The 13,840-nt window shown below is 53.5% G+C and carries 13 protein-coding genes; 9 read left to right on the top strand and 4 right to left on the bottom strand.

Annotation, left to right across the window (positions count from 1 at the left end; translation table 11 throughout):
• The first annotated feature begins 12 nt into the window (after positions 1-12).
• The 4 genes from HMPREF1141_RS07625 (at position 13) to HMPREF1141_RS07610 (ending at position 4,782) form a co-directional block, all read left to right on the top strand.
• Positions 13-810, top strand: a complete 798-nt coding sequence (locus HMPREF1141_RS07625; RefSeq protein WP_009062620.1) for an acyl-CoA dehydratase activase — start codon at positions 13-15, stop codon at positions 808-810.
• A complete protein-coding gene (locus HMPREF1141_RS07620) occupies positions 803-2,101 on the top strand; it encodes a 2-hydroxyacyl-CoA dehydratase family protein (protein ID WP_242824569.1) in 1,299 nt (432 codons plus the stop codon). The genes HMPREF1141_RS07625 and HMPREF1141_RS07620 overlap by 8 nt, the downstream gene beginning before the upstream one ends.
• Positions 2,094-3,221, top strand: coding sequence for a 2-hydroxyacyl-CoA dehydratase family protein (locus HMPREF1141_RS07615; protein WP_009062511.1), 1,128 nt, complete (start codon positions 2,094-2,096; stop codon positions 3,219-3,221). The genes HMPREF1141_RS07620 and HMPREF1141_RS07615 overlap by 8 nt, the downstream gene beginning before the upstream one ends.
• 112 nt (positions 3,222-3,333) lie before the next feature.
• The gene (locus HMPREF1141_RS07610) at positions 3,334-4,782 is read left to right on the top strand and encodes a sigma-54-dependent Fis family transcriptional regulator (protein ID WP_009062470.1); all 1,449 of its coding nucleotides are present in this window, start codon (positions 3,334-3,336) and stop codon (positions 4,780-4,782) included.
• A 342-nt stretch (positions 4,783-5,124) separates the two neighbouring features.
• Here the strand turns inward: HMPREF1141_RS07610 and HMPREF1141_RS07600 are convergent, their stop codons facing one another.
• Complete coding sequence (locus tag HMPREF1141_RS07600; protein ID WP_009062550.1) at positions 5,125-5,967, bottom strand: MurR/RpiR family transcriptional regulator; 843 nt, start codon at positions 5,965-5,967, stop codon at positions 5,125-5,127.
• A gap of 163 nt (positions 5,968-6,130) precedes the next feature.
• Between HMPREF1141_RS07600 and HMPREF1141_RS07595 the strand changes: the two genes are divergently transcribed.
• The 5 genes from HMPREF1141_RS07595 to HMPREF1141_RS07575 are packed head-to-tail and all read left to right on the top strand — an operon-like array spanning position 6,131 to position 11,520.
• Positions 6,131-6,910: a TIM barrel protein gene (locus tag HMPREF1141_RS07595; protein ID WP_009062631.1), complete on the top strand. Its 780-nt coding sequence runs from the start codon at positions 6,131-6,133 to the stop codon at positions 6,908-6,910.
• 1 nt (position 6,911) lies between these two features.
• Positions 6,912-7,976, top strand: coding sequence for an ABC transporter substrate-binding protein (locus HMPREF1141_RS07590; protein WP_009062823.1), 1,065 nt, complete (start codon positions 6,912-6,914; stop codon positions 7,974-7,976).
• A 60-nt stretch (positions 7,977-8,036) separates the two neighbouring features.
• Complete coding sequence (locus HMPREF1141_RS07585) at positions 8,037-9,767, top strand: iron ABC transporter permease (RefSeq protein WP_009062447.1); 1,731 nt, start codon at positions 8,037-8,039, stop codon at positions 9,765-9,767.
• Positions 9,764-10,801 (top strand): ABC transporter ATP-binding protein, encoded by a 1,038-nt coding sequence (locus HMPREF1141_RS07580; RefSeq protein WP_009062791.1) that lies wholly within the window; start codon positions 9,764-9,766, stop codon positions 10,799-10,801. Before HMPREF1141_RS07585 ends, HMPREF1141_RS07580 begins: the two co-directional genes overlap by 4 nt.
• Positions 10,798-11,520, top strand: coding sequence for a phosphatase (locus tag HMPREF1141_RS07575; RefSeq protein WP_009062706.1), 723 nt, complete (start codon positions 10,798-10,800; stop codon positions 11,518-11,520). The genes HMPREF1141_RS07580 and HMPREF1141_RS07575 overlap by 4 nt, the downstream gene beginning before the upstream one ends.
• Before the next feature lie 253 nt (positions 11,521-11,773).
• Here the strand turns inward: HMPREF1141_RS07575 and HMPREF1141_RS07570 are convergent, their stop codons facing one another.
• From HMPREF1141_RS07570 to HMPREF1141_RS07560, 3 genes are read right to left on the bottom strand one after another with little or no spacing between them, the layout of a single operon-like run.
• The gene (locus HMPREF1141_RS07570; protein WP_009062477.1) at positions 11,774-12,178 is read right to left on the bottom strand and encodes an RbsD/FucU family protein; all 405 of its coding nucleotides are present in this window, start codon (positions 12,176-12,178) and stop codon (positions 11,774-11,776) included.
• Between the two features lie 15 nt (positions 12,179-12,193).
• On the bottom strand, positions 12,194-12,808 hold the full coding sequence (locus HMPREF1141_RS07565) for an SIS domain-containing protein (protein ID WP_009062517.1): 615 nt from the start codon (positions 12,806-12,808) through the stop codon (positions 12,194-12,196).
• Positions 12,809-12,826: 18 nt separating this feature from the next.
• Entirely contained in the window at positions 12,827-13,825 is a 999-nt protein-coding gene (locus tag HMPREF1141_RS07560) for a ribokinase (protein ID WP_035316729.1), read from the bottom strand.
• Positions 13,826-13,840: the final 15 nt, after the last annotated feature.

Below are 13,840 nucleotides of genomic sequence, written 5' to 3'. Positions count from 1 at the left end.
GGTTCGGCGCCTATGTATACACTGGGAATCGATATCGGTTCTACCTCCAGTAAGGCGGTCATTCTGCAGGATGGTGCTGTGCTTGCCGCTCACGTGGTAGAGCCGCTGGGCACCGGCACGGTAGGCCCTGAGCGCGCTCTGAAAAAGGTGTTTGAGCTGTGCGGCCTTTCGCAGCAGGACATCAGCTATACGGTGGTGACAGGTTACGGCCGGATGAACTGTGACTGTGCCGACGAGCAGATCAGCGAGTTGAGCTGCCACGCAAAAGGAATTCACTTTCTGCTGCCCACTGTACATACCGTCATCGACATTGGCGGTCAGGACGCCAAGGCGCTGAGCATCACGGATAAGGGCCAGCTCACTGCATTTCAGATGAACGACAAGTGTGCGGCGGGCACGGGGCGGTTCCTTGACGTAATGGCTCGGGTTTTGAACGTAGAGATCAGCGAACTGGGGCCTCTGTCCCAAAAATCCAGCCATCCGGTCAGCATCAGCAATACCTGTACGGTTTTCGCTGAATCGGAGGTGATCTCGCAGCTGTCTTCCAATGTCCCCATCGAAGATATTGCGGCGGGGATTCACAGCTCGGTGGCCAAGCGCGTAGCCGGCATGTCGCTGCGCCTGGATCGGACTCCCGATGTGGCCATGAGCGGAGGGGTCGCCCTGAACATTGGCGTGGTTCATGCCATGGAGCAGGAGATGGGATGCCATATCCTGGTCGATCCGCTGTGCCAGTCGGCGGGCGCCATCGGCGCCGCAGTTCTGGCATGGGAAAAGCGAAGAAAAGGAGAAGTTGATGATCATGAGTAAACAGACAACCGCGGCGGAAACCGCCGCTGCAGCACCGGCGCCCAAGCCCAAGCGCCCAAAACCCAAGTCCATGATTTTGCTGGGCGAGCAGACCCAAACATTATTTGACAATGCCCAGCTTGCTAAAGAGCGGGGCGAAAAAGTGGGGTGGTCCGCCTCGATTTTCCCCCAGGAGATTGCGGAGACGCTGGGCCTGAATATACTTTATCCGGAAAACCACGCCGCCGGCATCGCGGCCCGTCATCAGGCGGACCCTTTCCTGCAGGAGTGTGAAGGGCCTTTGGGCTACTCCAACGACCTGTGCGCATACGCCAAGCTGAACCTGGCGTATGCTGCCGTCCTGAACGGCGAAAGCGTAGTGGAGCTGCCCGACGGGGGCAAAATGGTCAAACCCGACTTCCTGCTGCTGACCAACAACATCTGCAATCAGCTGACCAAGTGGTACGAGAATCTGGCCAGACAAATGGACATTCCCATCTTCTTCATCGACACCTGTTACAACCCCTACGATTATGTGACGGAGAGCCGGGTACGTTATGTCCGCGCGCAGATCGATCAGCTGATTCAGGACCTGTGCGCCTTTACCGGAAAGTCCTGGGATGAGGAGCGGTTCCAGAGGGTGATGCAGATTTCCCAGCGCAACAGCTATCTGTGGGAGCGGGCCAATGACCTGCTCGACCGCAAGCCCTCCCCCCTGAGCGGATTCGAGCTGTTCAACTATATGTCCGCAATGGTGTGCAACCGGGGCAAGGAATCCTCTACCGCCGTTCTGGAGCAACTCAACGCCGAGATCGAGCAGCATATTGCCGAGGGAACCTCCACCTTCCCGGTGGAGGAACAGTTCCGGGTCTCATGGGACGGTATTGCCTGCTGGCCCTATCTCAGCCACAATCTGCGCACGCTCAAAAAGTACGGCATCAACATGGTTGCCTCCAGCTATGGAAAGGCATGGGCGATCGAATATGAGGACCTGGACGGCATGGCCCGGGCCTACTGCTTCGCCTCTACCAACGGCGACAATGCCACCACCATGATCTCACGGCGGCTGGAGGCCCTGCAGAAGTTTGGCTGCGAGGGTACCATTTACCATGTCAACCGCAGCTGCAAGGTGATGGACTGTCAGATGATGGAGGTACAGCGCCAGCTCTCTCAGCTGGCGGGAGTGCCCTTTACCTCGTTCGACGGCGACCAGGCAGACTACCGCAACTACAGTGAAGCCCAGTTTGAAACCCGCATCCAGGGGCTGGTAGAAGTCATGGAGCAAAATAAGGAGGCGAAGCGCAATGACTGATCTGAATCAAAACCTTTCTATACTGCAGCAGGCCTGCGCCAATCCTCGCGGCCGACTGGAGCACTATCTGGAGCAGGGCAAAAAGGTCGTCGGGTGCTTTCCTTATTACGCCCCGGAAGAGCTGGTTCACGCCTGCGGAATGATCCCCATGGGCATGTGGGGCGGCCAGACGGAATGGAAGCTTGCCAAAAGGTATCTGCCTGCCTTCGCTTGTCCCATCATGCAGTCCAATATGGAATTTGGCCTGAGGGGTACATATGAGGGCATGTCCGCCGTCATTATCCCCGCCATCTGCGACACGCTGCGCTGCATGACCCAGAACTGGCGCTTCGGCGTGCCCTCCATTCCCATGATCCCCATTGTCCAGCCCCAGAACCGCACTTCCCCCGCCAGCGTGGATTACCTGATCAGCGAGTTTGAGACTGTGCTGGCCATGCTGTACACCATCACCGGCAGAATGATGAACGAAGCCGCCCTCGGCCGTACCATCCAGATTTACAATGAGCACAACGCCGTCATGCGGGAGTTTTCCGCCGTGGCCGCGGAGCACCTGGATGTGATCACCCCCAAGGTTCGCCACACGGTGATGAAAAGCGCTTCTTTCTATGAGAAACACGAGCATACCGCGATTGTACGCGAGATTGTGGATGCGCTCAAGCAGCGTCCGGGCTATTCCTACCCCGGCAAAAAGATCATTCTCAGCGGTATTGCCTGCGAACCGGATGAGCTGCTGGACATTCTGGCCGAAAACCAGTTTGCCGTAGTGGAGGATGACCTGGCTCAGGAGATGCGCCAGTACCGCACCGACATTCCGCTCAAAGGGGGCGGCGGCCTGAAGCGGCTGGCCCTGCAGTGGGGCAACCGATGCAGCTGCAGCCTGATCCACACGCTGGGCAAGCCCCGGGGCGGCATGATGGTCGATCTGTGCAGAGAGACCGGGGCAGAGGGAGTCATTCTGTGTATGATGAAGTTCTGCGATCCGGAGGAGTACGACGAGCCCTATCTTGAGGCGGATCTGCGGCAGGCGGGCATCCCAAGCCTGTCTATCGAGGTGGACCAGCAGAACGGCAGCTTCGAGCAATTGCGCACCCGTCTGCAGACCTTCCGGGATATGATGTAGCGACAGCCGATTCCCAAATAATTTATTGTAAATACATTCCATTTTCTTGGCCTTTTTGCATGATTTATGATATGATATGCATGACTTTTGATCCGATGGGAGGCATGGTCAGATGCAGGATTTTTCGTCCTTTCAGGAGTTGTGCCAGGAATTGCCTTTTACAGAAATTCTGGACAATATCGACACCGGAATCGCCCTCTACGACGCGCAGGGGAATTTCCTTTTTATGAATACCGTCATGGTCAACTGGCGGAATATTCCCCGAAAGGAATACCTGAAAATGAACGTCCATGACTTCAGCCATGTTCTGGATGTGTCCGTGTTTGACCTGGTCTGCCAGGAAAAGCGCCGGGTCAGCCGCCTGCAGTACTACAAGGATTTTCAGCAGGTGGACGGCCCCACACGGATGCGCATCGTCATTGGCACGCCGATCTTCGACGGTCAGGGCAACGTGAAGTATGTCGTCACCACACTGCAGGATGTTCAGGCCTTTGAGGATCTGTACCATACCCTGCTCAACGATCACAAAATCCTTGCATCCAGAGAAATAGGCCAGGCGGAAAAGATCAGCATCGTCGCCAAGAGTCAGAAATTCCGGCAGCTGCTTTCGGTAGCCGAAAGCATTGCGCCGCTGGACTCTACAGTGCTGATTTATGGGGAATCCGGCTGTGGTAAAGAGGTCATCGCCCATTATATCCACGAACACAGCGACCGGAAAATCAAACCTTTGATCACCGTTAACTGCGCCGCTTTTCCGGAAAATCTGATTGAGGCGGAGCTGTTCGGCTATGAAAAGGGAAGCTTTACCGGCGCCAATCGGGAGGGCAAGACAGGCCTCGTGGAATCTGCCGACGGCGGCACCCTGTTTCTGGACGAACTCAACTCCCTCCCCATGAACGTGCAGGGCAAGCTGCTGCGATGTCTGGAGGAAAAGAGCGTCCAGCGGATCGGCGCCACCCGGGCCAAGAAGGTGGATTTTCGCCTGATCGCCGCCACCAATCAAAATCTTGGGGAAATGGTGAGCAAGGGTACCTTCCGTGAGGATCTGTACTACCGCATCAACGTCATTCCCCTGACCATCCCGCCGGTGCGGGAGCGCAGGGAGGACATCGTTCCCCTCTGTCTGTATTTTCTGCACCATTTCTGTCAGAAGTATAATCTGCAGAAAAGCTTCTCCGACGAGGTACTGGAAGAGGTTCGAAACTACAGCTGGCCCGGGAACGTCCGGGAAATTCGCAATTTTGTGGAGCGGATGGTCGTCATGACCCCGCACGCCACCCGTGAGATCAACAGCATCCCCTCCGGCATGCTGTCCAACCAGACGGATACCCGCCCGACAGTATCCCCCCAATCTGCCGTGTTCTCCGTCGCGCAGAGCCAACCAAGGCAGCGTTCCGATGGTCCGAGCCGGGATGAGGTGCTGGCCGCCTTGGCCACCTGCGGCAACCATAGGGAAAAAGCGGCGCAGTATCTTGGAATCTCCCGCCGAAAGCTGCAGTACAAGATTCGGGAGTACCACCTTCCGTCCCGCTGTCAATATCAGGATGAGGATGCAAAATAATTTTCAATATGTGAAAAAGCGTCTCCTGTTTTTCAAAAACAGGAGACGCTTTTTTGAGAGAGCATTATGGGGGTTAAGATCATGCGGCTTTCGCCATCCTGTGAAAGACTTCAAGAAAAGAAAACATAAAGAAAGGACTGTCGGTATGTTTTGGCAGTCCTTTCTGTTTCTCAGACGATTTTCTGAATTCGGATTTTTCGTGGCGGATTCTTTTATCCCTTTTGACCTTATCATCTGGTTAAAATCCAATCAAAATGATTTACCTTGAAAGACATAGTCACTTTGATTTTGAATGGAAATCACCAAAGCGTTTTGCCGTCCGTTTCAACAAGCGCTTTTTAATTACCGGCGAATATATTTCTGGTATTTATTTCTCAAATCATTTAACTGATTGATCCTTGCCATGGAATCGAAGGATTCCATGGCAATTTTAATGATCAGGCTGTCAACAACAGCCATCAAAGAGACCATGGAATGATATTCCGTTGGCTCCCCCCGGTAGCAGTAGAGAAAGGCTTCCGAATTCTGGAGTCCGTTCGCCAGAAGATCGCTGAAAATCACGCAGGAGAATCCTACATAGTTCTTTTGGGTGAGCAGTACCGTTGTTTCTGCCAAAACGCGGCCAAAACAGAAGATGAGAACCAGATCTTCCTTTCGGATATTATTCAGGGATTCATATAGGGCGGACCCTCCGTCCATCAAAATCAGCTCGATTCCGAACCGGCGCAGGCGGTATTTCATCACATGGGCGATCCCAAAGGAAGCGTCCGGTGCGAAAACATAGATTTTCTGCTTTTGTGCAATCAGGCGCGCCGCCGTTTCGATTGCTTCGGACGATATCAGCTTCATCGTTCTTTCCAGTGTGTTCACCAGCATGTCGATGTTTTTTACCATCCAGTCAGAGGGTGCCCGGTCTGAGCCGGTCAGGGAAGAAAGGGTGTTTTTTACCTTTGAGGCCGGGGTGGTGCTGCTTTGGGAGAGCTGTGCCCTTTTAAACTCCTTGAAATTGTCAAACCCGATTTTCGGCCAGAATCTGCCGACGGTCGCAAGGCTTACTCCTACTTTTTTAGAAATGTCGCTTGCCGTTTCGCAGTAAAGCGCAGTTTCGTTGCTCATCAGATAATTCAGGATCAGATGGTCTGCTTTGGTAAAGCCTTCTTGATTGATATCGGATAAATGGATCATACGGATTCCCCCTTCTTTTTTATTATAAGGGTTTCCCTCAAAAATGAAAGTAATTTTTCATTAAAAAATTTATGAAAATTATTAATCATAGCATAACGGTTTGATAATGTGATTTTAATGTTGAGGGAATATGATAAATTCAGCATTGAGAGGGGGGACAGCTGTGAATCCAATTTATTTTTCTTCCACGCTGATGTGGAATGCGGCCCTGCCTGAACTGTTTCAGGCTGCCTGCACGCTTGGCGCACAGGGAATCGAATTTTGGGCGCAGCAGTTTGAAAGCCGGGACTATTGTGAGGAGGAATGCCTTCGATTGATGGATGAATACCAAATCGAGGCGTTTGTTCACAGTAAAACATGGGATTTGAATTTCGCTTCGATGAACCGGTGCATTCGGGAGGCTTCGATCTGCGAGATCAAGGCTTCCATCGATCTTGCCGGCAAGCTGCACGCTCCGGAAATCACCGTGCATCCGCCGCGGGAATCGCTTTGCGGGGAGCTTCCCTTTTACCGGGAGCTTACATATCAGGGCCTGACGGAACTCCTTTCGTATGCGCGCGGCAAGAATGTGGATGTATCGCTGGAGGTGATGGAGAAAATCCCGAAGGAATTGATGACCTCACGCCGGCAGATTCAGGAGCTGACGCGCGACCTGTACCCGGAATTTTCTTATACGGTAGATGTGGCCCACTGTGACGACGCGGCAGAGGTACAGGATTTTCTTTGGGAGCTTCCCCGAATATCAAAGCTGCATATCAGCAACCGCCGCGGCAGCAAGTACCACACACTACTTTCGGATGGGGATTTTTCGTTCCCGGAGCTGTGGCCGATTTTGGAGGACAGTCATCTTCCTATGGTGGTAGAAGGTCTCGATCGATCGAAGGAATATACCATGCTGTACGAAAACATGAAATATATCCAAACAATCAAAAGGAGAGTCTGAAATGAAATCAAACAAAAAAATTGCGGCGGGAATCCTTGCTTTGTGTATGCTGGCGGGCTTTGCAGGGTGTTCCGGGACCGGCACCACTTCCTCGCAGGGCGGCGCGGCGCCGTCCGCTCAGAATTCCTCTGCGGCGCAGCAGACGGAGAACCTGAAGGGAGAGGTAACGCTTTACACCTCTCAGCCGGAACAGGATGTACAGGCCCTGATTGAAGCGTTCAACCAAAAGCAGCCCGATGTGAAGGTCAATGTGTTCCGCAGCGGTACCGAAGAGGTCGTCAGCAAAATCCTTGCGGAGAAAAAGGCCGGCGCGGTCAAGGCCGACCTGCTTCTGGTTGCGGATGCAGCTACCTTTGAAGCCCTCAAGTCCGAAAATCTGCTGATGAGCTATGAGTCCCCCGAGCTCAAGGGGATCAGCAGCGATTATTACGATGCAGAACATACGTATACCGGCACCAAAATCATTTCCACGGGGATCGTCATCAATACCGACATGGTCAAACAAGCGCCGGTCAGCTACAAAGACCTGATGGATGCCGCCTACAAGGACAACCTGATCATGCCGAGTCCGCTGTACTCCGGCGCTGCCGCTTATAACCTTGGTGTTCTGGTCAGAACAGACGGTGTCGGCTGGGATTTCTACAAATCCCTGAAAGCAAATGGAGTTTCTGTACAGCAGGGCAACGGCGCTGTGGAAAAAGCGGTGCTGGCCGGTCAGAAATCCTGCGGAATTGTCGTAGACTATCTGCCGCTGCGCGATAAGGCAAAGGGATCGCCGGTCGAGTTTATTTACCCCAGTGAAGGTTCTTTGAGCGTGACGGAACCGATCGGAATTGTGAACGGAACCCCCAATGAAGCGCAGGCCAAAGCGTTTGTGGACTTTATTTTGTCCGACGACGGCCAGACGACAACCTCTGTCATTGGGTACACGCCGATCAAGTCTGGAATCAAAGCACCGGAGGGTTTTAAATCTGTCGATGAAATCAAGAATCTGACCTACGATATTTCTGAGCTGGTCAAAACACGGGACGGCGACAAAGAAGAGTTCAGCAAACTGTTTGGCTAAAAACCGGGTGAATGCATGTAAGGCTGCGGTTTTCCGCAGCCTTTTTGGAGGTTTAGAGAAATGAAGAAAAGGAATCTGATGCTTCAAACGGTTGGCTGCATTGCAGTTGCCTTTCTGTTTTTGGTTCCGCTGTGTCGGCTGGTACTGATGAGCTTTACACAGGACGACGGCAGTTTCAGCTTCGGGAATTACACCGCGTTGCTCCAGGAGCCGCGCACGCTTCGGGCCATTGGGAACACGGTGATCATCTCCCTGGCGGCCACCGTGCTTTCCACCGTTCTGGGCGTTCTGTTTGCCTTTATCGTCGCTTATTTGAATGTCAGGCGCAAAAAGCTGCTGGAGCTGCTCGTGCTGGCTCCCTTTATCATTCCGTCCTATGTGATCACGATCTCGTGGACCAGCGCGCTGGCCGGGAACAGCGGGATGAACCAGCTTCTGCGGCTGCTGCATCTTGGCCCTGTGAACCTGTATTCACTGGGCGGGATCATCTTCATCCTTGGGATCTGCAATATCCCGCTGGTGTATCTCACTACCGTGAATATGCTGCGGAAAATCCCCCGGGATTTGGAGTGGGCAGCCCGTGCCTCGGGCTGCGGACAGTGGGAAACGCTGTTTCGGATCAATCTTCGGCAGGCGGCCCCGGCGATCATCGGCGGCAGTGTGCTGGCCTTTCTTTCGTGTATCGATAATTTTTCCGTTCCGGCTTTCCTCGGGATTCCGGCCTCCATTCCGGTGCTTAGCACCTACATTTATGAAAAGGCGATCAGTTTTGGGTCACAGTCCTTTTCCATGGCCTCCGCCTTGTCCGTCATGCTGTCTGTTGTGGCGATCGCCGGGTCGCTGGGAATCTCCGCCTTTTCTCAAAAAGAAAAGCATGCCGACAGTATCCGCGCGGATTTTTCGGAGCGCATCATTTTGAAGGATCAGACAAGAAGATGGGTGGAATGGATCGGCATAGGGATTTTTGCAATCATCGATTTGGTCCCCCTGCTCACGATGACCGCCGCTTCCTTTCAGGATCTTTACGGTCAAAGCTTTTCTGTCAAGAATTTCTCGCTGCAAAATTACCAGTTCCTGTTTACGAACAGCGGCATATCCAGTGCCATCGGCAACAGCCTAATGCTTTCACTTATCACCTGCGCGGTCTGTATTCTGGTCGGCACGGCGGCAGCGTATCAGAAGCTGCGCGGGAGCGGCCCGGCGGTTCGCCTGCTGGAAGCCTGCGCATCCCTGACCTACGCGATTCCGGGCATCGTGCTGGCGCTGGCCATGATCTTTCACTGGTCTGCGATTCCGGGCGTCTATGGCAGCATCCAAATCCTGATGGTTTCTTATGTGACACGGTATCTGATCCTTCAGGTGAAAGGAAGCTCGGCGGCAATGCTGTCCATCCATCCGTCGCTGGAGGAAGCGGCGCATGTATCGGGCAGCGGGAACACGCGGATGTGGAAAAGAATTTTGATTCCGCTGCTGTTCCGGCAGACCATATCCAGCTCTCTTCTGATTTTTGTTTCTGCCCTGACCGAAATGACGCTGTCTTCCATTCTGGCGTCCGCCGGAACCAAAACGATTGGACTCAGCGTGTTTAACCTGCAGCAATCCGGCGATTATAACCTTGCATACGCGTTTTCCGTTCTGATCGTTCTTTTGATCGTTTGCGGATATGCACTGGTTCAGTATGTGTGCCGGGAGCCGGTGAAAAAGGGGAAGCACGAAAAAAGGCAGAATGCGGGGCTGTTCCGCCAGTATCCTTTCAAAGTATCCCACAAGATGGAGGAGTCTGCTTTATGAGCCTGAAAATCAGCGGTTTATCAAAAAAATATGGCGATCATCCGGCCTTGTCGAAGGTGTCTGTCGAAATCGAGGACGGCGAGTTTGTCTGCATCCTTGGCCCCTCCGGCTGCGGCAAGACCACTCTGCTGCGGCTGGTGGGCGGATTTGAGCAGCCCACCGAAGGTTCTATTTGTGTCGGAGATGTGTTATACTCTTCTCAAGAGGAATGCGTTCCGGTGGAGCGTCGGGATCTGGGAATGGTGTTTCAGTCGTTTGCGCTGTGGCCCAATATGACGGTGCGCCAGCATGCGGAATTTCCCCTGCGGCAAAAGAAATACGCGCGGATGGATGCGGCGGAAAAGCAGAGGCTGATTGACCGTACGCTGGAGAGCGTCGGCCTTGCGGCACTGTCCGGCCGCTACCCTGATGAGCTGTCCGGCGGGCAGAAACAGCGTGTTGCGTTGGCGAGGGCCATCATCACAAAGCCGAAAATTCTGCTGATGGATGAGCCCCTCAGCGCGTTGGACGCGGAGCTGAAAATCAGCATGCGAAAAGAAATTCAGGATATTCACCGCATGACCGGGGCGACGATTCTGTATGTCACACACGACCAAAGCGAGGCGCTCGCCATGGCGGACCGCATCATGATCCTGAAAGACGGCGAAGTGGAGCAGGTCGGCACGCCCAAAGAAATTTATCTGCACCCCCGTACGCCGTTCGCCGCGACTTTCGTTGGCAAATACAATTTGTTTCGGGGTACCTGGGACAGCGACCGCTTTTACGAGGAAAGCTCGCGTGTCTGTTTCCCCGGCCGAACCGTCGGGCCGGAGCTCAAGAAGCTGGGGCTGTACCCCGTGCGGCCGGATCAGCTCCAAATTGAAAAGCACGGAAATGGAATTCCCGGAAAAATCAGGAACCGGCAGTATTGCGGGCGGGAGGTTCATTATTCCGTTGAAAGCGCCGGAGGCCTGATTATGGTGTATGCACCCATCCAGGCCAGCTATGACTTAAATGAAACGGTGGTTCTCACCAAAAAGGAGGAGATAGATTGAAGGCACTCTTTGATCTTCATACGCATACGCTGGCCAGCGGCCACGCGTTCAGCACCCTGAAAGAGAATATAGAAGAGGCAGGGCGGAAAGGCCTTTGGGCAATCGGTACCAGCGATCACGCGGAAAAAATGCCCGGGGCGAATCCGAATGTCTTTATTAATTATAAAGTCGTACAGAAATCCGTCGAGGGGGTCCGGGTTTTCTGCGGCATAGAAGCGAATATCTGTGATTTTGACGGGACGATCGATGTAGAGGAATCCCTGCTTCAAAAAATGGATTACGTTATGGCAAGCCTGCACACCCCATGCATTCAAAGCGGGACTGCCGAACAGAACACGGCGGCGCTGATCGGCGCGATGAAGAACACTTATGTGAAAATCATTGCACACCCCGACGATAGCCGGTATCCCTTGGATTACGAAGCGCTGGTACAGGCGGCCAAAGAGCTTGGAGCGGCATTGGAGCTCAACAATTCTTCCCTGATTCCTGATTCCACACGGCTCAATGGCAGGGAAAACGCCAAAGTGCTTTTGAACACCTGCAAACGCTTCGGGGCGCCTGTGATCTTGGGGAGCGACGCGCATATCTGGTACGATGTGGGCCGCTTTGAGGAAGCGTATGCCTTACTGGAAGAAGTCAGTTTTCCGCAGGAGTTGATTTTGAACCTGAGTCCGGACGGAATCCGGGCTGTTTTAAACGAATCCTGCACGAGAATATAAATACATGCAGCAGGCTGCCGGGTAGCACTTGGTCTGCATGGTGCTCGCCGCCAGAAGAATCCGATTCACAATTGTACCTTTTTCGTATCAATTCCCTTTAGAACGATTCTGTTAGAGGCCATTTCCTTTCAGATGGTCTTATAGCAAACAGCAGTGATCCCCCGCCATAGGCGGGGGATCACTGCTGTTTTTCAATTAAAGTATCGGCCTTTTTGCTTCTCCTCAGACTTGTCGATCGCGAAGAAACGCGGGTTCAGGCAACACCGACCGTAATCAAGATATTGGCAAAGGTACGCTTTTCGCCGGTAGAGATTGCAAGGCGAACACAGGGCTGTTCACACGCGTCATAAAATCCGAAGCGGTCGATACCGTCCAGCTCCATGCCGTTGAGAAGAGTGCGGAATTCACCCAAAATTTCCGGTTCTTCACCATCGGAAAGCATGACCTCGGCTTTTTCAACATTGATGCAATCCAAAAGTGTCCTTAAAACATCTGTGACGGTCGGGATTCCTTCCGCCAGCCCCAAATACACTTTGGCAGCGTCTCCGCTCTTTGCGTTCAGCGGATAATTTCCGTCGGCGATCAAAATCTTATCCCCATGCCCGCATAGGGAAAGTGCGCTCATGATTCCGGGATGAATACATCCGGATTTCAACATGCTCAGTCCCTCCTTTTATTTTTCGCTGTCCCGAAGCTGCCCCAGGGTTCCGCCGGGGTGCCACCGAACATATTCCTGCGGAGTTAAGCCGCGTACGGCCTGTAAATAGACGCTCAGCGCCTGCAATACATACATTTCTGCAAGAATAGAAGCACGGGGCGCGCGGTTCAGCGGGCCGCCCTCCTGTGTGACATTGGCCAGTAATGTTGCCTCGGCATTCTTTGCCAGCCAGGATTCAGGGTTGCCTGTAACGGCAATGACATGGCAGTCGTTGTTTTTAATGGCGGTTACGGTAGCTTTCAGTTCCGCGGTTTCTCCGCTGTTGGAAATGCAGATGACCACATCCCCGGCGACAAGCTGGCCGCAGGAGCCATGTACAGCCTCAGTCCCGTGCAGAAAATAGGTCGGGGTGCCGGTAGAAGAGAGCAGAGAGGCCATATAAGCGGCTACATGAGAGGGCTTTCCGATGCCTGTAATATGAACACGGCCTCCGTTTTCTTGCGCCTGAAGGATCAGTTTGGCAGCCGGTTCCAGGCTTTCCGGCGTGATGGATGGGATGAAGTGACCGATCTCTTCGGCAGATGTTTGCTGAAATTGATGCAGAGCCTGGCGAGTTCCTTCTGGTATCATAGTGTATATGTCTCCCTTCTATTTCAGACCATCCAGAGCCGAAAGGCTGAAGGTCAGATCGTTTTCCTGCTGCATGAGCGCAATGACTTCTTTCAGCTTTGGCAGGGATGGCTGTGCGCCCATACGCGAAACCGTGAGCGTTGCGGTGTAGTTGGCAAAATGGAGCGCATCCTTATGGCTGAGCCCCGCACAAACCGAGGCGGTAAACGCGCCGACAAAGGAATCCCCGGCCGCGGTCGGATCTTTTACTTCAACCACATCGATGCACGGTTCATAGAGGAACGCTTCTTTATTTGCCACAACGGCGCCGGCATTCCCAAGTGTAATCACAACGTTCTTGACGCCCTTTGCCAGCAAAGTATCTGCGGCTTTATGAACATCGTCCATGTTCACCTGCTTCCCGTCTTTTCGAATAGGGACACCGGTCAGGTCGGCCGCCTCATGCTCGTTGGGCGAAATATAGGTCAAATGCGAGAGCAATTCATCGGAAAGCGGGGCGGAGGGTGCAGAATTCAGCATGACCGGAACATTCTTTTTATAAGCATACGCGGCGACCAGCTCGTTGATCTGCATGGGGATTTCCAGTTGGAGCATCACCATATCGTATTCGGCGATAGAATCTTTCAGGAACGCGACGTCCTCCGGGCGGGTCGCCATATTGGCGCCGGAAACCACAATGATGCGGTTTCGTGTGGTTCCGTTCTGAACCTCGAGCTGCACGTTGCCAATGGCGGAATATGTTGTGCTGTCCACAGAAACGAACTCCGTGTTAACGCCCGCTTCCCGGCAGGAGGCGATCAAACGGCGTCCAAAATCATCGTCCCCGACTCTTCCGGCCATCGTTACCTGCGCGCCAAGGCGGGCCGCCTGAACCGCCTGATTTGCTCCCTTTCCGCCAGGCGCCGTCTGATAGTCCAGCCCCAGTACCGTTTCCCCCGCATTGGGGAAGTGTCCCGTCTTTACGATCAGGTCCATCACAAAACTGCCAACGACAAGTATTTTCGGTTTTCGTGACATGTTGATCTCTTCTTT

The sequence above is a fragment of the Clostridium sp. MSTE9 genome (assembly GCF_000277625.1).
GTDB lineage: Bacteria > Bacillota > Clostridia > Oscillospirales > Acutalibacteraceae > Faecalispora > Faecalispora jeddahensis.
The sequence above is the reverse complement of the archived record's forward strand: the minus strand, read 5'-3'. Positions and strand labels throughout refer to the sequence as shown.

Bases quoted from the DNA above. Each gene is read 5' to 3' on its own strand.
- HMPREF1141_RS07570 (WP_009062477.1), bottom strand. From the start codon at position 12,178: ATGTTGAAATCCGGATGTATTCATCCCGGAATCATGAGCGCACTTTCC.
- HMPREF1141_RS07580 (WP_009062791.1), top strand. From the start codon at position 9,764: ATGAGCCTGAAAATCAGCGGTTTATCAAAAAAATATGGCGATCATCCG.
- HMPREF1141_RS07625 (WP_009062620.1), top strand. From the start codon at position 13: ATGTATACACTGGGAATCGATATCGGTTCTACCTCCAGTAAGGCGGTC.
- HMPREF1141_RS07615 (WP_009062511.1), top strand. From the start codon at position 2,094: ATGACTGATCTGAATCAAAACCTTTCTATACTGCAGCAGGCCTGCGCC.
- HMPREF1141_RS07600 (WP_009062550.1), bottom strand. From the start codon at position 5,967: ATGATCCATTTATCCGATATCAATCAAGAAGGCTTTACCAAAGCAGAC.
- HMPREF1141_RS07560 (WP_035316729.1), bottom strand. From the start codon at position 13,825: ATGTCACGAAAACCGAAAATACTTGTCGTTGGCAGTTTTGTGATGGAC.
- HMPREF1141_RS07590 (WP_009062823.1), top strand. From the start codon at position 6,912: ATGAAATCAAACAAAAAAATTGCGGCGGGAATCCTTGCTTTGTGTATG.
- HMPREF1141_RS07610 (WP_009062470.1), top strand. From the start codon at position 3,334: ATGCAGGATTTTTCGTCCTTTCAGGAGTTGTGCCAGGAATTGCCTTTT.
- HMPREF1141_RS07585 (WP_009062447.1), top strand. From the start codon at position 8,037: ATGAAGAAAAGGAATCTGATGCTTCAAACGGTTGGCTGCATTGCAGTT.
- HMPREF1141_RS07565 (WP_009062517.1), bottom strand. From the start codon at position 12,808: ATGATACCAGAAGGAACTCGCCAGGCTCTGCATCAATTTCAGCAAACA.
- HMPREF1141_RS07620 (WP_242824569.1), top strand. From the start codon at position 803: ATGAGTAAACAGACAACCGCGGCGGAAACCGCCGCTGCAGCACCGGCG.